Raw genomic sequence first — 20,203 nt, 5'->3', positions numbered from 1 at the left:
TCCACTAAAATACGTCTCACACACCCCCCGCAATCCGCGCAGGGGGTTTTTGCGTTTTCGTACCTGACTCCTGATGGACCTTCCCAAACTCCAGACCGGCAAGCGCTACACCCTGCCCCGCCCCACGGGCTCGTCCGACGCCTTGCTGCTGGCCCGCCTCGCCGTGCGCGAGCAGGCGGCCGGCCGTCTGCTCGCCATCGTCTGCGGCGATGCCACCGACGCCCAGCGCCTGATCGACGAAATCGCCTTCTTCAACCCGGACCTGCGCTGTGCCATGTTTCCCGACTGGGAAACCCTACCCTATGACACCTTCTCGCCGCACCAGGACCTGATCAGCGAACGCCTGGCCACGCTATGGCGCCTGTACAACCACGGCAAGGGCAAGCCCGAAGACACGACCGACATCGTGCTGATCCCGGCCACCACGGCCCTGTACCGCCTGGCACCCCCCGGTTTCCTGGCCGCCCATACCTTCTCCTTCAAGGCCAATCAGAAACTGGACGAAGCCCAGTTCCGCAGCCAACTCACCCTGGCCGGCTACAACCACGTGACACAGGTCGTGAGCCCCGGCGAGTACGCCGTGCGCGGCGGCCTGATCGACCTCTTCCCCATGGGCTCGCCGGTGCCTTTCCGGGTGGACCTGTTCGACAACGAAGTCGATTCCATCCGCACCTTCGATCCGGACAGCCAGCGCAGCCTCTACCCCGTGCCCGAGGTGCGCCTGCTGCCCGGGCGCGAATTCCCCATGGACGAGGATTCCCGCGCCCTGTTCCGCCGCCGCTGGCGCGAACTGCTCGAAGGCGATCCGACCAAGAGCCGCATCTACAAGGACATCGGCAACGGCGTCGCCACCGCCGGCATCGAGTACTACCTGCCACTGTTCTTCGAGCAGACCGCCAGCGTCTTCGACTACCTTGGCAGCGGCACGGAACAGGCCGCCACCGTGGTGCTGCATGGCGATCTGGAGCCCGCGTTGCAACGTTTCTGGCAGGACACCAAGGAACGCTATCGCCTGGCCCAGGGTGAGCCCGAGCGCCCCCCGCTGCCACCCGAGGCCCTCTTTCTCGGCATCGAGCAGTTCTTCAGCCTGGCCAACGCCCATGCCCAACTGGCCATCCGCCCCGGTAACGCCGAGGGCGTGGCCGAGTTCGATCCCCTGCCCGAGCTCACCGTGGTGCGCGGCGCCGAGGACCCGCTGGCCAAGCTCAAGGACCATGTCCGCAACACCCAGCACCGAGTGCTGCTGCTGGCCGAAAGCGATGGCCGCCGCGAAAGCCTGCTCGATTTCCTGCGCGCCAGCAGCGTCATTCCGCCCGCTTTCGACTCCCTCGAAGAGTTCAAGGCCAGCGACGAGAAACTGGGCATCGCCACAGCCGCCGTGAATGTCGGTTTTGCCTGGACCGACGAAGGCCTGGATTTCGTCACCGAGACCGAGCTCTTCGCCGCCGGCCCCAGCACACGCCGGCGCAAGAAACAGGAACAGGTCAGCGATGTCGAATCGCTGATCAAGGACCTGTCCGAGCTCAAGGTGGGCGACCCCGTGGTGCACGCCAGCCATGGCATCGGCCGTTACCGCGGGCTGGTCAATATGAACGTGGGTGGCCAGCTGCAGGACGACGGCACCCCCGAGATGCAGGAATTCCTGCACCTCGAATACGCCGACAACGCCGTGCTCTACGTGCCCGTCAGCCAGCTGCAGCTCATCAGCCGCTACACCGGCGTCAGTGCCGACGAGGCCCCACTGCACCGCCTGGGCTCGGGTCAATGGGACAAGGCCAAGCGCCGCGCGGCCCAGCAGATCCGCGATGCGGCGGCCGAGCTGCTCAACATCTACGCCCGCCGCGCCGCGCGCGAAGGTCACGCCTTCCGCTTCTCGCCGCGCGACTACGAGCAGTTCGCCAACGACTTCGGCTTCGAGGAAACCGCCGACCAGCGTGCCGCCATCCACGCCGTGGTGCAGGACATGGTGAGCCCCCGTCCCATGGACCGCCTGGTCTGCGGCGACGTGGGTTTCGGCAAGACCGAGGTCGCGCTGCGTGCCGCCTTCGTCGCCGTCACAGGTGGTCGCCAGGTGGCCTTCCTCGCACCCACGACGCTGCTGGCCGAACAGCACTACCAGACCCTGGTGGACCGTTTCGCCAAATGGCCTGTGAAGGTGGCCGAGATGAGCCGCTTCCGCTCGGGCAAGGAGATCACGGCCGCGCTCAAGGGCATCGCCGACGGCAGCGTGGACATCGTGGTCGGTACACACAAGTTGCTGAGCCAGGACACCAAGTTCAAGAACCTGGGCCTGCTCATCATCGACGAGGAGCACCGTTTCGGCGTGCGCCACAAGGAAGCCGTCAAGGCCCTGCGTGCCGAGGTCGACGTGCTCACGCTGACGGCCACCCCCATCCCGCGCACCCTGGGCATGGCGCTCGAAGGCCTGCGCGACCTGTCCGTGATCGCCACTGCGCCGCAACGCCGTCTGGCCATCAAGACCTTTGTACGCAACGAGGACAAGGGCGTGATCCGCGAAGCCGTATTGCGTGAGCTCAAGCGCGGCGGCCAGGTCTATTTCCTGCACAACGAGGTCGAGACCATCGAGAACCGCCGCGCGCGGCTCGAGGAACTGCTACCCGAAGCTCGCATCGGCGTGGCCCACGGCCAGATGCCCGAGCGCCAGCTCGAAGCCGTGATGCGCGACTTCGTGGCCCAGCGCACCAACCTGCTGCTGTGCTCGACCATCATCGAGACCGGCATCGACGTGCCCTCGGCCAACACCATCGTCATCAGCCGCGCCGACAAGTTCGGCCTGGCCCAGCTGCACCAGCTGCGCGGCCGCGTGGGCCGCAGCCACCACCAGGCCTATGCCTACCTCATGGTGCCCGACAAGGAAAGCCTGACCAAGCAGGCCAGCCAGCGCCTGGACGCTATCCAGGCCATGGAAGAGCTGGGCTCAGGCTTCTACCTCGCCATGCACGACCTCGAGATCCGCGGTGCCGGCGAGGTGCTCGGTGAAAACCAGAGCGGCAATATGCTGGAGGTGGGTTTCCAGCTCTACAACGAGATGCTCAGCGAGGCGGTAAAGAGCCTCCGGGAAGGCAAGGAGCCGGACTTGCTCTCGCCCATGAGCGTCACCACCGACATCAATCTGCACGCGCCGGCGCTCCTGCCCGACGACTATTGCGGCGACGTGCACATGCGCCTGTCCTTCTACAAGAAGCTGGCCACCGCGAAGAAAACCGAACAGATCGACGCGCTCATGGAAGAGATCGTCGACCGCTTCGGCAAGCTGCCACCCCAGGCCCAAACGCTGATCGACGTGCACCGCCTGCGTGTCATCAGCCAGCCTTATGGCGTGGTCAAGGTTGACGCCGCGCCCCACCTGATCACCATCACGTTCAAGAAGGATGCACCGGTGGACGGCATGAAGGTGATCGAACTGGTGCAGAAGAACAAGCACATCAAGCTGGCCGGCAACGAGAAACTGCGTATCGAACGCGAGCTGCCCGACCCGAAGTCGCGCGCCCATCTGGTGCGTGACGTGCTGCGCAGCCTGGGCACCCCGCGCGCCGACGCTGCCCAGCCCCTCAAGGCCTGATCCCACATGCTGGAGTTGCTGCTCCTGCTGCTGATTCTGGCGCCCGCACTGTGGCTGCAGCCCTGGCGCATGCTCACGCGCCCGGGCCTGCTCACCCCCTGGCTGGCGACCCTGGTGATCCTGCCCGCGCTGTGGTCCCTGCCGCTGCGCCAGCATGTGAGCCTGCAACTCCAGTGGTCTGGCGCGTGCCTGGCGGTGCTGTGCCTGGGCTGGCCACTGGCGGTTCCCACGCTGGTGCTGGTCGGCCTGCTGACCTGGCTGGTCGCCTCGGTCCCGGCCGATGTCGTGATCGGCCTGACCTTCTGGCAGGGCCTGCTGCCGGCCACGCTCGCGCTGGGACTGGGCGGCCTGCTGCGCCGTTATGCGCCCCACCAACCCTTTGTGTACGTGCTGGGCCGCGCCTTCCTGGGTACCGCGCTCTGTCTGTTCCTCAGCAACCTGCTTGCGCACTGGGCCGGCCACACCCTGCCCGGCGTCGGCGACGAACTGGCCTGGGTAGCCCACTGGCTCATGGCCTGGGGCGATGCGGTCGTCACCGGCCTGCTCACCGCCGTCTTCGTCGCCTACCGGCCCCAGTGGCTGGCCACCTGGTCCGACCGCCTGTACCTCGAGCACAGCTGAAGCCGCGGCGCACGAAACCTCGGGGATTTACCCCGGGTTCACACCCCCGCCGTACTTCTTCATTCTGCTTGGCCACACTGGGAAGCTGCTCCATCGCTACCCTGTCCCATGAACCTCAATCCCCATCGCCCCTGGATCACACCTCTCGTATTCGGCGCCTTCCTGCTCTCGGCCGTCACCGGCACCCTGATGTTCTTCCACCTCGACAGCGGCCTGAACAAGCTGGCGCACGAGTGGTTGAGCTGGCTCCTGCTCGCGGCCATCGTCCTGCACGTTCTGCTGAACCTGCCCGCCTTCAAGCGCTATTTCAAGCAACCCACGGCGCGCTGGATCCTGCTAGTGGCCGTCGTCGTGCTGGCGCTGAGCTTCTTCTCGGTACCCGGCAAGAGCCGCAAGCCCGAGCCCGCCTTCGCCCCCGTCGTGCATGCGCTCGCCCAGGCCCCGCTGCCCCTGCTGGCCCAGGTGGCGGGCCTGTCGACCGATGAGTTGCAGCGCCGTCTCGGCGCGGCGGGTCTCAATCCCCAGGACGAGCGCCAGTCACTGCAGGACCTGGTCGGCCCCGAACTGCGCGCGCAGATGGGCGTGCTGCGGCATATCCTGCCGGCAGCCCAGCCCTGAGCCCCGGCCCCACCCGCGGGCGATCCGCAATAATCGGGGCATGACCGCGACCGAATTTGCCCCCGGCCTGACGCTGCAAGGCGTCACGCCGCCCCTGAAGCTGAGCGACTACAAGCTCATCGCCTTCGACATGGACTCCACGCTGATCAACATCGAGTGCGTGGACGAGATCGCCGACGCTGTGGGCCGCAAGGCCGAGGTGGCCGCCATCACGGAAGCCGCCATGCGCGGCGAGATCACCGACTTCAAGGACAGCCTGCGCCGCCGTGTGGCCCTGCTCAAGGGCGTGACCGTGGCCGACCTCGAAGCCGTCAAGCGCGAGCGCCTGCGCCTGAACCCGGGCGCGGCTGAACTGGTGGCCGCTTGCAAACGCGCTGGAATGAAGGTGCTGCTGGTCAGTGGCGGCTTCACCTTCTTCGCCGACCACGTGCAAGAGCTGCTGGGCATCGACTACACCCGCTCCAATGTGCTGGAAATCGAGCACGGTGTGCTCACCGGCCGCCTGGTGAACCAGGCTTGGGGCGACATCTGCGACGGCGCCGAGAAACAGCGCACGCTGCTGCAGACCTGCGAACGGCTGGGCATCCGACCGCAGCAGGCCATCGCCATGGGTGATGGCGCCAACGACCTGCCCATGATGGGCGCGGCAGGTTTGTCCGTGGCCTACCACGCCAAGCCCAAGGTACGCGAGCAGGCCATGGTGGCCATCCACAGCGGCGGCCTGGACCGCCTGCTGGACATCCTGCGCTAAGGTCTTTCGCTCTCAGGCGCGTTCGACCTTCCGCTGGCCGTCGGCCACCTCGAAACTTGCCAGCGTGAACGCCGCGGAATCCGCCTTCGTCACGTCCTTCACGGCACGCAGCGTGGTCCTCAAGCGGCCTGGCGTGAACTCGGCCACGCCGTAACCGCGGTACTCGGCATCACCGAACACAAAATGCGGGTTCTCGGCCAGGCGCTCGGGTGTTTTCTCCACGGCGCTCGCACTGGAGCGTGAGCTGATGCTGGTGCCACAGAACTCCACGCCCACGGTCGCGCTGTCGGCACGGTCGTAGTCGGCCTTGACGTGGCCCACCCAGTTCTCGTGCACGTCCCCGCCCAGGAAGACCGGGTTGGACACCTTGTGCCGCTGCAGCGCATCCGTCACGCGCGTGCGGGTGGGGGTGTAGCCGTCCCAGCCATCGTTCCATAGGCGCTGGCCGGGGCCGGGCTTGCCATCGCGCATGCCAAAGAGCGTGGGCTGCCCGATCACGTTCCAGCGCCCCGCCGACCGTGCCAGCGCCCCGTCCAGCCATTGCTCCTGCGCCGCGCCCAGGTAACTGCGCCTGGCATCGGTCCATTCCTCGCACTTGGCCGGGTCCACCAGGTGGCTACCGGGTTTGCCGTCCTTCAGGCAGGCCTGGCGGTCGCGGTACTGGCGGCCGTCGAGCATGTGCAAGGTGGCCAGCCGGCCGTAGGGCAACTGCTGGTAGATGCGCATCTCGGCGCCCTGCGCCAGCCCGGCCAGGGCCCTGGTGAGCACCGTGCTGCGCACGGGCATGTGCTCGTACCAGGCCTGGTAGGCGGCAGCTCGGCGCTCCATGAAGTTCTCCACCGTGCCCAGCACCGGCACACCCGTGCCCTCGTGCACACCGGCGTAGTCGTTCTGCACCTCGTGGTCGTCCCAGGTCGGCAGCCAGGGGCAGGCCGCATGCATGGCCTGCAGCTCGGCATCGCTCTTGTGCAGGGCGTAACGGTCGCGGTACTCGTCCAGCGTGCGCACCCAGCCGCCGCTGACGGCGCGCACCGCGTTCGACGCGCCAGGGTATTCGTAGATGTAGTCACCCAGGAAGAGCACGGCGTCGAGCTTTTCCTCGCGCATATGGCGCCAGGCTGCATAGTGCCCGTGCTCCCAGCGCTGGCAGGAGGCATAACCCAGGCGCAGGCTCTTCGGGCTGGCATCGGGCCGGGGAAAGGTGCGCGTGCGCCCCACCGGGCTCACGGCCTCGCCCAGCATGAAACGGTAGTAATACCAGCGGTCCGGCTCCAGGCCCTCCACCTCGACATGCACGGCATGGCCCAGGGCGGGCACGGCCTGCACCTGGCCGCTGCGCGCAATGCGCTTGAAACCCTCATCGTGGGCCACTTCCCAGCGCAGGGTGATGTCGTCGCGCTGTTTCAGGCTGAAATGCAGGCGCGTCCAGATCACCACGCCCTCGGGCGTCGGCGCCCCGCTGGCCACGCCCAGCCCGAAAGGGTCCTGCGTGAGCCGCAGCGTACGGCTCCAGGCGCTGCGGGGCAGCCAGAGGGTAGTGGCGGTCGCGGCGGCCAGGCGCAGCAGCTGGCGGCGGTCGGGAGATTCCTGGTGCATGGGTAGGCCGTGGGGAAAACAGGTTGGCGGCCATCATGCCATGCCCCCATGACAGGCCTGACCGCCCGGCGGAGCGCGGTTGACAGCACCGGGGATGTGACTAAGATTTAGGCACTTGTTCCCCGGAGTTCCCCATGGCCGAAGTCACTTCCTCCACCAGCAGCGTTACCGCTCCCCCGAAACCGCGGGCGCCCGAGCGCAACCGCGCTGCAGAATTCCGCGCCGAGCAGGATCAGCAGCAGCAACGCGTCCAGCGCCAGGAAGCCAGCAACAAGCCCAAGGAGCCCGTGGTCAACACCCAGGGCCAGACCACCGGCCGCATCCTGAACGAAAAGGCCTGAGGAGACGGTTGTGGCCACGGCCCTGCAAGCCCTCAACGGCAGCACGCCCAGTGCGCGGGCCCAGCTGAGCCAGTACCAGGCCCAGCTACAGCAGGCACGGCAGGATGCCTCCCGGGCGGCTGACCGCGTGGCACGCCTGGAGCAGCAGGCGGCGGTGGCGCGCCAGGAATCGGTGCAGGCCGATGAGCGGGTACGCGGCATCGAAGGCAATCCTCCCCGTAACACGGACAGCAAGGCACAGGACGACCGCCCCACACGCCGCGCCATCAACAGCCTGAGCATGCTCAGCGGCACCCTGCTCGATACCGTGGCCTGAGCCCCACCCCACACGCAACAAGGGCCCTGATGAGGGCCCTTGTTATTTGGAAAAAGTCTCTTGCTCAGCCGCGCTGCCGCAGCGCCTCATAGAGGCAGACCCCGCTGGCCACCGAGACGTTCAGACTCTCCACCGCGCCCTTCATCGGTATGCCCACCAGCTCGTCACAGGTCTTGCGCGTGAGTTGCCGCATGCCCTCGCCTTCGGCTCCCAGTACCAGGGCCGTGGGGCCCTTGAGGTCCACCTGGTAGATGGTCTTGGGCGCGTCGTCGCTGGTACCTATGCACCAGATATTGCGTTCCTTGAGCTCGCCCAGCGTGCGCGCCAGGTTGGTCACCATGAAATAGGGCACGGTCTCGGCCGCGCCGCTGGCCACCTTGGCCACGGTGGCGTTGACGCCCACCGCATGGTCCTTGGGCGCGATCACCGCATGCGCCCCGGCCCCGTCGGCCACACGCAGGCAGGCGCCCAGGTTGTGCGGGTCGGTCACACCGTCCAGCACCAGCAGCAGGGGCGGCTCGCTCAGCGCGTCGAGCAGATCGTCCAGGGAATTCTGCTGGGCCAGGGGCTCCACACGCGCCGCCACGCCCTGGTGGCCATGGCTGCCAGCCAGCTTGGCCAAGCGCAGGCCGTCGGCCTCGATCAGCCGCACATTGGCTTCCTTGGCCTTTTCCAGGAACTGGCGCATGCGCGCGTCGCGCCGGGTCGGCTCGAAATAGATCTCGATGATGGATTGCGGCGCCGTCTTCAGGCGCACGCCCACGGCGTGGAAGCCGAACAGGACTTTGGGGGAGGACATGGGGCGCAATTATCCCGGATCAAAGAAAGCCGCTGCCAGAACCCTCTTGCCGCCTATCCCATGATTTGGGGATGGCGCATGTCACGACACGCCCCTACAGTCCCCGATGAACTGCGGCATGGTTTGGCACGATTCGGTCGAATCATGTCGCAGCAGCCCGAGGGGCCTGGGCAATATCGAGAATCTCCTCGATGTTTCCATCTCGCCCCACTTGTCAAATGTGACTGAAGGAGTCGGACATGCTGAAGTACGCATCTTGGATCCACGGAAACGCCGTTCAGCTGGAGGACCCGAACGGCATCCTCGTCAAAAGAGTGGGCATGGGAACGGAAATGCAGTTCAATCCATTGGCGCCGGGCATATCACCACCTGGTACCTGGTGCCACATCGCCATTCCAAGCCCTGTCATCGTGAACGACGTGCGGTTGAAATTGCAGAAGGTTTTCCTTCTGTTTCAAACCGGGCAACATGCGGCGATCGACAACCTCCACATCTTTGATGGCCCGCGGCGCATCTTCATGCAGGATATTGTCCCGGGGAGTAATTCATCGGCACGCCGCACCGGTAACCACATGCAGGCGATCGACGGTCAGAACACCTTCACACTGCCAACGCCAGTCGAAATTTCGTTCGGGGTTTCAATTTCCTTCACTTTTCGGCCTGTGGCACTCACGACGTCGCTGGGCCGGGCCGATCCTGAAGGGAAGCTGCTGATCACCACTGCGGGTGCAGACTTTGTCTAGCCTGCGCGCCTCCGGCCAGATCAGCCACTGGCCCGCCCCGCTTCGATCGTGATCCGCCGTTCACAGCGCTGGGCGATGCCCGTGTCATGCGTCACCAGCACCAGGGTCGTTCCCTGCTCGCGGTTCAGCGTGAACATCAGTTCCATCACGGTCTCACCTGTCGCGTAGTCCAGGCTGCCAGTGGGCTCGTCGGCCAGCAGCACGGCGGGCTGCACCACGAAGGCCCGGGCCAGGGCCACGCGCTGCTGTTCTCCGCCTGAAAGGACTTTGGGGTAATGCCCCAGACGCTGGCCCAGGCCCACACGGCCCAGCATCTCGGTGGCGGCCTTGCGGGCATCTTTGCGGCCAGCCAGTTCCAGCGGCAGCATCACGTTTTCCAACGCGGTCAGATGTCCCAGCAGCTGGAAGCTCTGGAACACGAAACCCAGCTTCTGCGCACGCAGCGCAGCGCGTTCGTCTTCATTCAGAGCGAACATGTCCTGCCCGTCCAGGCGCACCGTGCCGCTGCTGGGGGTGTCCAGCCCGGCCATGATGGACAGCAGGGTGCTTTTGCCCGAACCCGAGGCGCCGACGATGGCCAGAGTCTGGCGTGGCGGGACGCTGAAGTGGATATCGCGCAAAATGTCGAGCGTGCCGGTTGAGTCGGTGACCGACTTGAGCACGTGCTCCACGGAAATGATGGGTTCGGACATGAGTTTTTCTTTCTTGCGTCGCTACTGTATCTTGGCCGCCCTGCTGGGTAGTTTTCTGGGGTTATCCCAGGCCCAGACCCCGCAGCGTACCCTGCTGGTACTCGGTGATTCGCTCAGCGCCGAATACGGCCTGGCGCGCGGCAGTGGCTGGGTCACCTTGCTGGAGCAGCGACTGGCCGGCGAAAAGCCGGCAGTGCGTGTGGTCAACGCCAGCATCAGCGGCGAGACCACCTTTGGCGGTCGGGCGCGCCTGGCCGCCCTGCTGGCCCAGCACCAGCCCACCCACGTGATCATTGAACTCGGCGGCAACGACGCGCTGCGCGGCCTGGCCCTGGACGCCACGCGCGCCAACCTGGAGTGGATGACCCAGCAAGCCAAGAAAGCCGGGGCCCGCGTGCTGCTGGTCGGCATGCAAATGCCGCCCAATTACGGCGCCGACTACGGGCGCCGTTTTGCCGGGCTCTACCAGCAGGTCGCACGCAGCGAGAAGACCGCGCTGGTGCCCTTTTTCCTCAAGGGTGTGGCCGATGGCCCCGACGCCCTGCGCCTGTTCCAGAGCGACCGCATCCACCCCACGGCCGAGGCCCAGCCCATGATGCTGAACAACGTCTGGCCCGAACTGAAAAAAATCCTCTGATGCCACTCTTTCCCATTGCAGCCGAGGACGCCCTGCGCCAGCTCGACAGCTTCGATACCGTCATCGACGCGCGCAGCGAGAACGAATACGCTGAAGACCACCTGCCCGGGGCCGTGAACTGGCCCACGCTGAATAACCAGCAGCGCCACGAGATCGGCACGATCTACAAGCAGGTCAACGCCTTCGAGGCCAAGAAGCGCGGCGGAGCCCTGGCCGCGCGCAACATCGCCGCACACATCGAGCGCGAGGTGATCGAGAAGCCCAAGGACTGGAAACCCCTGACCTACTGCTGGCGTGGCGGCAAGCGCAGCGGCTCACTGAGTCTGATCCTCAGCGAGATCGGCTTTCGCGTGACCATCATCGAAGGCGGCTACAAGGCTTTTCGCGCCGCCCTGCTGGCCGACATACCGCGCCTGGCACCGCTCTATGACTGGCGCGTGGTCTGCGGCACCACGGGCTCGGGCAAGACGCGGCTGCTGCAGGCCCTGGCCGCCGCCGGCGCCCAGGTGCTGGACCTGGAGGCCCTGGCCAACCACCGCAGTTCAGTGCTGGGCGCCATTCCCGGCGTGGCCCAACCCACCCAGAAAGAATTCGACACCCGCATCTGGGATGCGCTGCGCCGCTTCGACCCCGCACGGCCGGTCTACGTGGAGAGCGAAAGCAAGAAGGTCGGCAATGTGGCTGTGCCCGCCGCGCTGATCGATGCCATGCGCGCGGCACCCTGTCTGAACCTGGTGCTGCCCGACGAGGAGCGTGTGGCCCTGCTGCTGGAGGACTATGACTTCTTCGTCACGGACAGCGAGGCCTTCTGCGAACGGCTGGATGCACTGACCGAGCTCAAGAGCAAGAAGGTGGTCGAGGCATGGAAGGACCAGGCGCGCGGCGGCCAGACCGAAAACGTGGTGCGCGACCTGTTGCTGAGCCACTACGACCCGGTCTACCGCCAATCCATGGTGCGCAACTTCAAACAGTTCAGCCAGGCTCAGGATATCCAGCCCCGGGACCGCTCGCTGGCGGCCATGCAGGCGCTGGCCGCGCAATTGATCCAGACGGCCGATTGAGCGGCGCTCAGCCGCGCGAAGCGCCTGGCCGCCAGGCCATCTTCATGTAGAGCCGCCCACCCTCCAGCTCATCGAGCATCTGGTCCAGGCGCTTGTGCTGCGTGGCTTCGAGTTTGGCGCGGGCAATCCAGCCCAGGTAGTCGTTCTGCTGGTAAGGCGGTCGTTCACGGTAGGCCGGCATCAGGCCCCGCGCCTGCAGTGCCTCGCGCACGAAGGCCGGCATGGGCTGCACGGGGCGCTTGAGGCGGGAGGCGTCGACAGCCATCAGCACTCACGGAGCAGTCTTGCCGGCTTCCTGCACCGTCGCCGGTGCACAGCCTGCCGCAGCGGCCCAGCCCTTGAGAAAAGGCCGCCGGATCCGGCCGGCAGAGACTGCCGCAGCCACCTCGCTGGAATAACGTTCGGCGCCGCTGAGCTTGCGCACCCAGCTGCGCAAAGGCAGTACACCGTCGACCATCGTGTTCACTGTGCTCGATACCGTGTCCACGGCCTTCTGGCCCACATAACCCACGGCCTGCACCACCAGGTTCGGATCGCTGCCGGGAACCACCGGGGCATCGATGTCGGGCCCCAGGGCGGCGTCCAGTTCCCCCAGCTCGGCCCGCAAGGCCGCACAGGAGACATCGGTGGGCACGGCATAGGCGCCCTTTTGGGCGGCGGCCGTCAATACGGTGGGAATGCGGCTTTCCAGCAGATTGAGGTCGTTCAGCGGCTGGCTCGCTTTCTGCATCAGGCTGCTGCCGGAGTCCTTGGCCATGCTGCCGACTTTGCTGGTGGCATCGGCCGTGGCGCTCTCCACTGTCATGCTCGGCGCTCCGTCGACAGGGGCGCCGCCAGGCGCGGCACAGCCGCAGAGCAGGGCCAGCAGCCCGGCCGTGACCGGCAGCCGCTTCATGGCTGCGAGGCGTCCCCGGTCGTGGAGGCATCCGTCGCGGGCGTGTCGCCCCCTTCTTCAGGCGCGCCCTCCTCACCCACGGGCCCGCCGAGCTTGCGCTGCGCCTTTTCCTTGAGCTTTTCTTCCTTCTTGCGCTTTTTGGCCAGCTCTTTCTGTCGTTTCTCGTATCCGTAATTGGGTGTGACCACGTTTTTCCTTCCAGTCGTTAGCAGCCACTCTAGCAGTTCGCGGGCCTTTGCTCCATTGCCCGAGCGCTAAATTCGGTCTTCCCGCGCCGCAGGACCGGGGCGTCAGCTGCGGAAACGTCGTTTCGTGAGTGCCAGGGCGATACGCCAGGCCACCACCGCGTACAGCAGCAGCACGCCCAGGTGCAGCAGCACATCGGCCGGCCATTGCCCCATGAACAGCGGTCGCACCAGCTCCACAGCCTGGGTCAGCGGCAGCCAGGCGGAGATGTGCTGCAGCAGGGACGGCAGGTTGTCGCGCGGGAAGAACACGCCGCTGAGGAACATCATGGGCGTGAGGAAAAGCGTGAAGTAGTAGGTGAAGAAATCGTAACCCTTGGCCAGGGCGTTGAAGATCAGGGCCAGGCAGCTGAAGACGATGCCCACCAGCAGCAGGATGGGCCAGGCCAGGATCAGCATGGGGCTGCGGCTGATGTCCAGCGCCAGCATCACGCCCAGGATGGCCGTCACGGAGAACAGCGACTTGAACCCGGCCCAGAGCATCTCGGCCAGCAGCACGTCGCGCAGGGCCACGGGCGCGTTCATGATGCTGTCCCAGGTCTTCTGCACATGCATGCGCGAGAAGGCCGAGTACAGGGCCTCGAAAGAAGCCGCATTCATGGCGCTCATGCAGATCGATCCGCTGGCCAGGAAGAGGATGTAGGGCACCTGAGCCTCCCCCAGGGGCACGCTGCCCACCAGCGCGCCCAGGCCGTAGCCGAAGGCCACCAGCCACATCAGCGGCTCGGCGATATTGCCCACCAGGCTGGGAATGGCCAGCTTGCGCCAGACCAGCAGATTGCGCAGGAAAACGGGCCACCAACGCATCATGTTGTTCATCACGCGTCCTCCCGGATCTGGCGGCCGGTCAATTTCAGGAAGAGGTCTTCCAGATTGGCCGGGCGGTGCAGGCTGCGCACACCGTGGTCGTGCGCCAGGGCCTGCATCAGGGGAGCGGCGTCCTGCGTGTAGAAGAACACGGTCTCGCCGCTGACCTCGACCCGGCTCGCCAGGGCACGCAGCGGGCCGTTGCTCAGGGCCTGGGCATCACCGCCATAGACTTCGACCACATCGGGTTCCAGGTGCTGGGCGATCAGGTCCCGCGGCGTGCCCTCGGCGATCTTGCGGCCGTGGTCGATGACCAGCAGGCGGTCGCACAGGCGTTCAGCCTCGTCCATGAAATGGGTGGTCAGCAGGATGGACTTGCCCTGCTGCATGAGCTGTTGCAGGCGCTCCCACATCAGGTGGCGCGCCTGCGGGTCCAGGCCGGTGGTGGGCTCGTCCAGCAGCAGCAGGCGCGGGTCGTTCACCAGCGCACGCGCCAGGCTGAGCCGGCGGCGCATGCCGCCCGAGAGCTGGCCGGGTTTGGCATCGGCCTTGTGCGAGAGCGCGGCGAACTCCAGCAGGCCGGGGATGCGTGCGCGAATGTCCGCCGTCTTCATGCCGAAGTACCGGCCGAAGACCAGCAGGTTCTCGGCGCAGCTGAAATCGGGGTCCAGCGAATCGAACTGGGTCACCACGCCCACCTGGGCCTTGATGGCATGGGCATCGCCGGGCATGCGCAGGCCGAAGGCTTCGACATGGCCGCTGTCGGGTGTGCTCAGGCCCAGGCACATGCGCAGGGTGGTGGTCTTGCCGGCACCGTTGGGGCCGATGACACCGAGGCATTCACCAGGATGGATGGAGAAACTCAGGTCGTCGACGACGGTGCTGGTCCCGTAGCGTTTGACGAGGTGGTGACAACTCAGAAAGGCTTCCGACATGGCGACCATTCTGGCATGACCCTGTGTCACCCAGGCTTCCTGGGGTTTCAGTCCAGCCAACGCACGGACCCACGGTAGGCATGCCAGCTGGCGTGCCCCAGCCAGGGACCGACGATCAGCAGGCCCAGTCCCCAGGGGATGAAGGCCACCAGCACCAGGGTGGTGATGAGCGCGCCCCACAGCAGCAGCACCGGCAGGTTGCCGAAGAAGACCTGCAGGCTGGTCAGCGCGGCCGAGATGGCATCGGTGTCACGGTCCAGGATCATGGGGATGGAGACGACCGAGCTGGCGAAGACCAGGCCGGCGAAGGCGCCCCCCACCAGCAGGTAGACCGCGACAAACTCCCAGTTCTCGGGGTTGAAGATGGCCTGCAGCACACCGGCCGTGGAGGGCATGCCGGTGTTGAAGAAGACCGCGAACACCACCAGGGAGGCACGCCCCCAGAGCAGCTCCAGCACGACGAGCACCAGCACCAGCAGGCCCATGCTGCCAATGTGCGCGTCCCAGCAGGTCAGGGAGCTGGCCAGGTCGGGCGCCAGGCCCCGCTCGCGCCGCCGGCTCACTTCGTACAGGCCCAGGGCCAGGAAGGGGCCGACCAGCAGGCAGCCCGAGAGCAGGGACATGGTGTATTCGGGCAGATGGCGGAACACCGCGCCCAGGGTCAGGGCCATGCCCCAGAAGCACAGGCCGTAGAACAGCGCGATGCCCAGCTCGGCCCGCATGTCCTGCCAGCCACGGGCCAGCCAGCGGAAGGGGTCGGCAAACCCCAGGGCCACGATGTCGCGCCGGGGCCCCACCGGAGGCGGTGGCACATAGGGGTCAGGGTTGACGGGCAGCTCACTGCCTGCGCCAGGTGCGGGTGTCTGGTTCATGAGGGCCTAGGCTAGCCCCTGCCCCGGTCACCGCCTAGTCAGGAAAACACCGAGAAGGCGGGCTTTCAGCACAGGGCACGCAGCGCCTGCTCCAGATCGGCCTGCAGATCCGCCGCCGCCTCCAGCCCGGCGGAAAAGCGCACCAGCGTGCCGGGGGCCAGATGGGCCGGCCGGGGCTGGCGCATGCTGTCCAGCTCGTAAGGCACGACCAGGCTGATGGGCCCGCCCCAGCTGTAGCCCAGCCTGAAAAGGCGCAAGGCATCGCAGAAGGCATCCGCCTGCGCGGGGCTGTAGCGCGCGTCGAGGATCACGCTGAAGAGGCCCGCGGCCTGGCCCTTCTCGCTTCCACACAAGGCCTCCCAGTGCGCGTGGCCCGGCGACCCGGGCAAGGCCGGGTGCAGCACTTGGGCAAACTCGGCACGCCCCTGGCACCAGCGCGCCAGCGCACGGGCTGTGCGGTCGTGCTCCCGATAGCGCAGGGCCAGGCTGGGCAGGGAGCGCAGCACCGCCTCGACGTCGTTCATGCCCACGCCCAGACCCAGACGCATATGGGTGAGCTTGAGGCGGATGTGCAGGCCGGGGTCGCGCGTGACGATGGAGCCCATGAGCACGTCGCCGCCGCCGCTGGGGTATTTCGTGAGCGCATGGATCGTGAGGTCGACCCCCTCCCCCTCGCCGAGGTCAAAGGCATTGAAGGCCAGACCGGCGCCCCAGGTGTTGTCGAGCGCACTGAGCACACCGGCACGGCGACACACACGCAACTGCTCGCGCAGGTCGGGAAACTCCAGCGTGACCGAGCCCGCAGCTTCGAGCCAGACCAGCTTGGTCTTCGAGCCGATGCGTCGCGCCAGATCCTTCGTGTCCATCGGGTCGTAGTACTGGTGCGTGATGCCCCAGTCCCTGAGCTCGCCCTGGGCAAGGGCCTTGTTGGGACCGTAGGCGTTGTCGGGGATCAGCACCTCGTCCCCGCTCTTCAGCAGCGAGAGCGCCACGGTGGCAATGGCCGCCAGGCCGCTGGGCACCAGCAGGCATTGTGCGCCGCCTTCCAGCGTGGCCAGGCGCTCTTCCAGCAGGTAGCTGGTGGGGGTTCCGTGCAGGCCGTAGGTGTAGCCGGTCTTGTCCTTCCACTCGCGGCTGCGCATGGCCGCCACATTGGGGAAGAAGACGGTCGACGCCTTGAACACGCCGGGCTGCGGCGCTGCAAAGCCCTCGGGAGGCACGTAGGGGTGGTGGATCAGACCGGTGCGTTTGTCCTGCATGATCCGCTCCTGCTCAGGCCGTGGCCGTCAGACTTTCCATTTCGTCAGCACATCGGCGATGTGCATGCGGTCGTAGACCTCAAAAGGCTGGTGGATCCAGGGGTTGGTGGGCAGGTAATCCACCGAATAATCGGGCTGGAAGCTCGACACACCCTTGGTCCAGATCACGGCCGTGCGCAGATCGGTGATGGGCGGGTAGTTGTCGCGCAGCATGCGCACCACGGCCTGCAAGGTATGTCCGGAATCGGCCAGGTCATCCACCAGCAGCACACGGCCGGCGATCTCGCCCTGGGGCGTGGTAATGTACTTGGCGATGTCCAGGTGGCCCTGCTCGGTGCCGGCGTTGGCCCGGTAAGAGCTGGTGGACATGATGGCCAGGGGCTTCTCGAAGATGCGCGAGAGGATGTCGCCGGGGCGCATGCCGCCGCGCGCCAGGCACAGGATGGTGTCGAACTCCCAGCCCGACTGGTGGATCTTGATGGCCAGCTTCTCGACCAGGTTGTGGTACTCGCCGTAGCTCACGTACAGGTGCTTGCCGTCTTCGGTCAACATCCGGTTGCTCCTCTTTTGATAGCTATTAGTGCTGGTTTCAAGCGACGTAGGGGTGGCGCATCATGATCGTGTGATCGCGGTCCGGGCTGGTCGAGATGATGTGGATGGGCACACCGGTAACCTGCTCGATGCGCTGCAGGTACAGGCGCGCGTTGATCGGCAGCTTGTCGTACTTTGTGACGCCCACGGTGCTCTCGGTCCAGCCGGGCAGGGTTTCGTAGATGGGCTTGCAGCGCGCGATCTCGTCGGCGCCCATGGGCAGGATATCGATGGTCTCTCCATCGAGTTCGTAGCCCGTGCACAGCTGCAGCTCCTTCAGGCCGTCGAGCACGTCCAGCTTGGTCAGGCACATGCCGGTCAGGCCGTTGACCTGGGCCGAGCGCTTGAGCAGCGCGGCATCGAACCAGCCACAACGGCGTGAGCGGCCGGTGGTCACGCCCTTCTCGGCGCCCACGGTGCTCATGTGGTAACCGGGGGTGCCGGGGGTTTCCCAGTCCAGCTCGGTCGGGAAAGGGCCACCGCCCACGCGGGTGCAGTAGGCCTTGGTGATGCCCAGGATGTAGTGCAGCATGCCCGGGCCCACGCCGGCGCCTGCGGCGGCGTTGCCGGCCACGCAGTTGCTGGAGGTGACATAGGGGTAGGTGCCGTGGTCCACATCGAGCAGCGTGCCCTGCGCGCCTTCGAACAGCAGGTTGGCGCCATTGCAGTTGGCATCGTTGAGTTCGCGCGAGACGTCGGCCATCATGGGCTTGAGCAGTTCGGCGTGGCGCATGGCCTCCGCGTAGACCGGCTCGAACTGCACTACGCCGTCCTTCATATAGGGCTGGAGCGCGTCACCGAAGGTGAATTTCTTCGAGCCCAGAAAGGTGCTCAGCACGTGGTTGTGCAAGGCCAGCAGCTCCTTGAGCTTGGCGGCAAAACGATCGGGGTATTTCAGGTCCTGCACACGCAGGGCGCGGCGGGCGATCTTGTCCTCGTAGGCCGGGCCGATGCCGCGCCCGGTGGTGCCGATCTTCTCCGAGCCGCCCTGCTCGCGCGCGGCTTCACGGGCCACGTCCAGCGCCACGTGGAAAGGCAGGATCAGCGGACAGGCCTCGCTGACGCGCAGGCGCGAACGCACCTCGACACCCGCTTTTTCCAGGCCGGCGATCTCCTCGAACAGCTTGGCCGCCGAGAGCACCACGCCGTTGCCGATGTAGCACTTGACGCCGGGGCGCATGATGCCGCTGGGAATGAGGTGCAGCGCGGTTTTCACGCCGTTGATGACCAGCGTGTGGCCGGCGTTGTGGCCGCCCTGGAAGCGCACCACACCCTGGGAGAACTCGGTGAGCCAGTCGACCAGCTTGCCCTTGCCCTCGTCACCCCACTGGGTGCCCACGACGACGACGTTACGACCTTTGGTTGTATTCATTTCAGATGTACTCGAAGCTTGAATGGAAGGGACGCGCTCAGATGGCGCTGACGACCCACTGACCCGACACCTCGGTCAGCTCGCGGTCGCAATGGAATTCGTCGATCTCGCTCTCATGGCCGGGCAGCACGCAGACCACGGTCTCGCCCTGCCCGCGCAGACGGGCAATGGCCGCGCGCAGCGAGGCCGATTCGCTCCAGGGGGCACGGATGGCCGCACGCAGGGAGCGGGCTGGCACGGCGCCTACCAGTGTCTTGAGATCCAGGCTGAAGCCTACCGCCGGGCGCTTGCGTCCGAACACGGCGCCGACCTCGTCGTAGCGACCGCCACGCAGCAGCGCGTCGCTGGCGCCTTCGGCGTAGACGGCAAAGCGCACGCCGCTGTAATAGGCATAACCGCGCAGGTCGGCCAGGTCGAAACCCAGGGTCGTGCCCTCCAGGTGGCTGGCCAGCCATTGAAGGCTGTCCAGCGCCTCGCGCACGGCCGGAAGGGCCGGCAGCACCTTGGCGGCCTCGGCCAGCACGGCGGCGTCACCGTAGAGGCGCGGCAGGGCCAGCAGGCCCTGGCGCGAGGCGGCGGGGAAGTCACGCGTGAGCTGGGTCAGGCCAGGGACGTCCTTGGCGGCCAGCGCGGCGCGCACGGCGTCCAGGGTGGCGGCGTCGGCCGGCACACCTTGCAGCAGCGCGCTGACGATACGCACATCGGCCAGGTCCAGGGTGTAGGACTGGAGCTTGCTCGCCTTCAGGCAATCGAGCGCCAGCAGCAGAGCTTCCAGGTCGGCCTCCAGGCCGGCGTGGCCATAGATCTCGGCACCGAACTGCAGGGGCTCGCGCGTGGCATGCGGGCTGGCCGGGCGCGTGTGCACCACGGGGCCGCAGTAGCACAGGCGGGCCACGCCGCGGCGGTTGAGCAGGTGGGCGTCGATGCGGGCAACCTGGGGCGTGGTGTCGGGGCGCAGGCCCATGGCACGGCCCGAGAGCTGGTCCACCAGGGTGAAGGTCTGCAGCTTGAGCGCCTGGCCAGTACCGGTCAGCAGCGACTCGAGGTGCTCGAGCAGCGGCGGCATGACCAGTTCATAGCCGTAGCAGCGCGCCATGTCGAGCAGGTCGCGGCGCAGTTCCTCGATGTGACGGGCCTCGGAAGGCAGGACATCGGCAATGTGATCCGGCAGGAGCCAGGCGGACATGGGAAAGGGGGAGCTGTTAAAAACGTGATTTTACCGGGTTGAAACGGCGCCCCGGCGGCGCCCCTGAGCGAATTTCAGGGCAACTGCCACCAGAGCCAGGCCAGACCGGCCAGGATGCTGCACAGGCCGAAGAAGCGGATCTGGCCGTCCCCCAGCTGCAGGATCTGGGCGAACATGCGGCGCCAGCCCCCCGGCGAGATCAACGGAAAAAGGCCCTCGATCACCAGAACGAGGGCCATGGCCAGCCAGAAGGCGTCGCTGAGCATCAGGCTACCCGAGCGCT

General features: G+C 66.5%; 23 protein-coding genes. 9 read left to right on the top strand and 14 right to left on the bottom strand.

Annotated features, from left to right (window positions below):
• Nucleotides 1-73 precede the first annotated feature (73 nt).
• The 4 genes from mfd to serB all read left to right on the top strand — a co-directional run bounded on the left by mfd (nt 74) and on the right by serB (nt 5,573).
• Nucleotides 74-3,583 carry a transcription-repair coupling factor gene (gene mfd / locus AC07NT_RS05680; protein ID WP_498597409.1) on the top strand — a complete coding sequence of 1,170 codons (3,510 nt, stop codon included), beginning with the start codon at nt 74-76 and terminating at the stop codon, nt 3,581-3,583.
• A gap of 6 nt (nt 3,584-3,589) precedes the next feature.
• Nucleotides 3,590-4,204, top strand: a complete 615-nt coding sequence (locus AC07NT_RS05675) for a hypothetical protein (RefSeq protein WP_498597410.1) — start codon at nt 3,590-3,592, stop codon at nt 4,202-4,204.
• 108 nt (nt 4,205-4,312) lie between these two features.
• On the top strand, nt 4,313-4,822 hold the full coding sequence (locus tag AC07NT_RS05670) for a DUF4405 domain-containing protein (RefSeq protein ID WP_498597411.1): 510 nt from the start codon (nt 4,313-4,315) through the stop codon (nt 4,820-4,822).
• Between the two features lie 40 nt (nt 4,823-4,862).
• A complete protein-coding gene (gene serB, locus AC07NT_RS05665) occupies nt 4,863-5,573 on the top strand; it encodes a phosphoserine phosphatase SerB (RefSeq protein WP_498597412.1) in 711 nt (236 codons plus the stop codon).
• A gap of 12 nt (nt 5,574-5,585) precedes the next feature.
• Here the strand turns inward: serB and AC07NT_RS05660 are convergent, their stop codons facing one another.
• The gene (locus tag AC07NT_RS05660) at nt 5,586-7,169 is read right to left on the bottom strand and encodes an alkaline phosphatase D family protein (RefSeq protein WP_498597413.1); all 1,584 of its coding nucleotides are present in this window, start codon (nt 7,167-7,169) and stop codon (nt 5,586-5,588) included.
• 134 nt (nt 7,170-7,303) lie between these two features.
• Between AC07NT_RS05660 and AC07NT_RS05655 the strand changes: the two genes are divergently transcribed.
• Nucleotides 7,304-7,510 carry a hypothetical protein gene (locus tag AC07NT_RS05655; protein ID WP_498597414.1) on the top strand — a complete coding sequence of 69 codons (207 nt, stop codon included), beginning with the start codon at nt 7,304-7,306 and terminating at the stop codon, nt 7,508-7,510.
• A 10-nt stretch (nt 7,511-7,520) separates the two neighbouring features.
• The gene (locus AC07NT_RS05650) at nt 7,521-7,826 is read left to right on the top strand and encodes a hypothetical protein (protein ID WP_498597415.1); all 306 of its coding nucleotides are present in this window, start codon (nt 7,521-7,523) and stop codon (nt 7,824-7,826) included.
• Between the two features lie 64 nt (nt 7,827-7,890).
• Here the strand turns inward: AC07NT_RS05650 and rlmB are convergent, their stop codons facing one another.
• Entirely contained in the window at nt 7,891-8,625 is a 735-nt protein-coding gene (gene rlmB / locus AC07NT_RS05645) for a 23S rRNA (guanosine(2251)-2'-O)-methyltransferase RlmB (protein ID WP_498597416.1), read from the bottom strand.
• Between the two features lie 239 nt (nt 8,626-8,864).
• On the opposite strand from rlmB, the gene AC07NT_RS05640 reads away from it, so the two are divergent.
• On the top strand, nt 8,865-9,368 hold the full coding sequence (locus tag AC07NT_RS05640) for a DUF6623 family protein (protein ID WP_498597417.1): 504 nt from the start codon (nt 8,865-8,867) through the stop codon (nt 9,366-9,368).
• Nucleotides 9,369-9,388: 20 nt separating this feature from the next.
• Here the strand turns inward: AC07NT_RS05640 and AC07NT_RS05635 are convergent, their stop codons facing one another.
• Nucleotides 9,389-10,060 carry an ABC transporter ATP-binding protein gene (locus tag AC07NT_RS05635; RefSeq protein WP_498597418.1) on the bottom strand — a complete coding sequence of 224 codons (672 nt, stop codon included), beginning with the start codon at nt 10,058-10,060 and terminating at the stop codon, nt 9,389-9,391.
• On the opposite strand from AC07NT_RS05635, the gene AC07NT_RS05630 reads away from it, so the two are divergent.
• Complete coding sequence (locus AC07NT_RS05630; RefSeq protein ID WP_498597419.1) at nt 10,059-10,697, top strand: arylesterase; 639 nt, start codon at nt 10,059-10,061, stop codon at nt 10,695-10,697. The genes AC07NT_RS05635 and AC07NT_RS05630 overlap by 2 nt on opposite strands.
• The gene (gene mnmH / locus AC07NT_RS05625; protein WP_498597420.1) at nt 10,697-11,758 is read left to right on the top strand and encodes a tRNA 2-selenouridine(34) synthase MnmH; all 1,062 of its coding nucleotides are present in this window, start codon (nt 10,697-10,699) and stop codon (nt 11,756-11,758) included. The genes AC07NT_RS05630 and mnmH overlap by 1 nt, the downstream gene beginning before the upstream one ends.
• Before the next feature lie 7 nt (nt 11,759-11,765).
• On the opposite strand, the gene AC07NT_RS05620 is transcribed toward mnmH, so the two are convergent.
• From AC07NT_RS05620 to AC07NT_RS05570, 11 genes are all read right to left on the bottom strand, one after another.
• Nucleotides 11,766-12,023, bottom strand: coding sequence for a YdeI/OmpD-associated family protein (locus tag AC07NT_RS05620; RefSeq protein WP_498597421.1), 258 nt, complete (start codon nt 12,021-12,023; stop codon nt 11,766-11,768).
• A 6-nt stretch (nt 12,024-12,029) separates the two neighbouring features.
• Nucleotides 12,030-12,653, bottom strand: a complete 624-nt coding sequence (locus AC07NT_RS05615; RefSeq protein ID WP_498597422.1) for a hypothetical protein — start codon at nt 12,651-12,653, stop codon at nt 12,030-12,032.
• Nucleotides 12,650-12,841 carry a hypothetical protein gene (locus tag AC07NT_RS05610; protein ID WP_498597423.1) on the bottom strand — a complete coding sequence of 64 codons (192 nt, stop codon included), beginning with the start codon at nt 12,839-12,841 and terminating at the stop codon, nt 12,650-12,652. Before AC07NT_RS05610 ends, AC07NT_RS05615 begins: the two co-directional genes overlap by 4 nt.
• Nucleotides 12,842-12,943: 102 nt before the next feature.
• Nucleotides 12,944-13,717: an ABC transporter permease gene (locus AC07NT_RS05605; RefSeq protein WP_498597424.1), complete on the bottom strand. Its 774-nt coding sequence runs from the start codon at nt 13,715-13,717 to the stop codon at nt 12,944-12,946.
• Nucleotides 13,717-14,640 carry an ATP-binding cassette domain-containing protein gene (locus AC07NT_RS05600; RefSeq protein ID WP_498597425.1) on the bottom strand — a complete coding sequence of 308 codons (924 nt, stop codon included), beginning with the start codon at nt 14,638-14,640 and terminating at the stop codon, nt 13,717-13,719. Before AC07NT_RS05600 ends, AC07NT_RS05605 begins: the two co-directional genes overlap by 1 nt.
• A gap of 47 nt (nt 14,641-14,687) precedes the next feature.
• The gene (locus tag AC07NT_RS05595; RefSeq protein ID WP_498597426.1) at nt 14,688-15,512 is read right to left on the bottom strand and encodes a DUF2189 domain-containing protein; all 825 of its coding nucleotides are present in this window, start codon (nt 15,510-15,512) and stop codon (nt 14,688-14,690) included.
• A 65-nt stretch (nt 15,513-15,577) separates the two neighbouring features.
• On the bottom strand, nt 15,578-16,771 hold the full coding sequence (locus AC07NT_RS05590; RefSeq protein WP_498597427.1) for a PLP-dependent transferase: 1,194 nt from the start codon (nt 16,769-16,771) through the stop codon (nt 15,578-15,580).
• Between the two features lie 27 nt (nt 16,772-16,798).
• Nucleotides 16,799-17,323 carry a phosphoribosyltransferase gene (locus AC07NT_RS05585; protein WP_498597428.1) on the bottom strand — a complete coding sequence of 175 codons (525 nt, stop codon included), beginning with the start codon at nt 17,321-17,323 and terminating at the stop codon, nt 16,799-16,801.
• Nucleotides 17,324-17,360: 37 nt separating this feature from the next.
• A complete protein-coding gene (locus AC07NT_RS05580; protein ID WP_498597429.1) occupies nt 17,361-18,734 on the bottom strand; it encodes an adenylosuccinate synthase in 1,374 nt (457 codons plus the stop codon).
• A gap of 37 nt (nt 18,735-18,771) precedes the next feature.
• On the bottom strand, nt 18,772-19,920 hold the full coding sequence (locus AC07NT_RS05575) for an ATP phosphoribosyltransferase regulatory subunit (protein WP_498597430.1): 1,149 nt from the start codon (nt 19,918-19,920) through the stop codon (nt 18,772-18,774).
• A gap of 74 nt (nt 19,921-19,994) precedes the next feature.
• Nucleotides 19,995-20,186 carry a DUF2065 domain-containing protein gene (locus tag AC07NT_RS05570; protein WP_498597431.1) on the bottom strand — a complete coding sequence of 64 codons (192 nt, stop codon included), beginning with the start codon at nt 20,184-20,186 and terminating at the stop codon, nt 19,995-19,997.
• Nucleotides 20,187-20,203: the final 17 nt, after the last annotated feature.

Source organism: Hylemonella sp. GW821-FHT10B10, from assembly GCF_059415585.1.
Note: the sequence above shows the minus strand (reverse complement) of the source record. Positions and strands in the feature narration are given on the sequence as shown.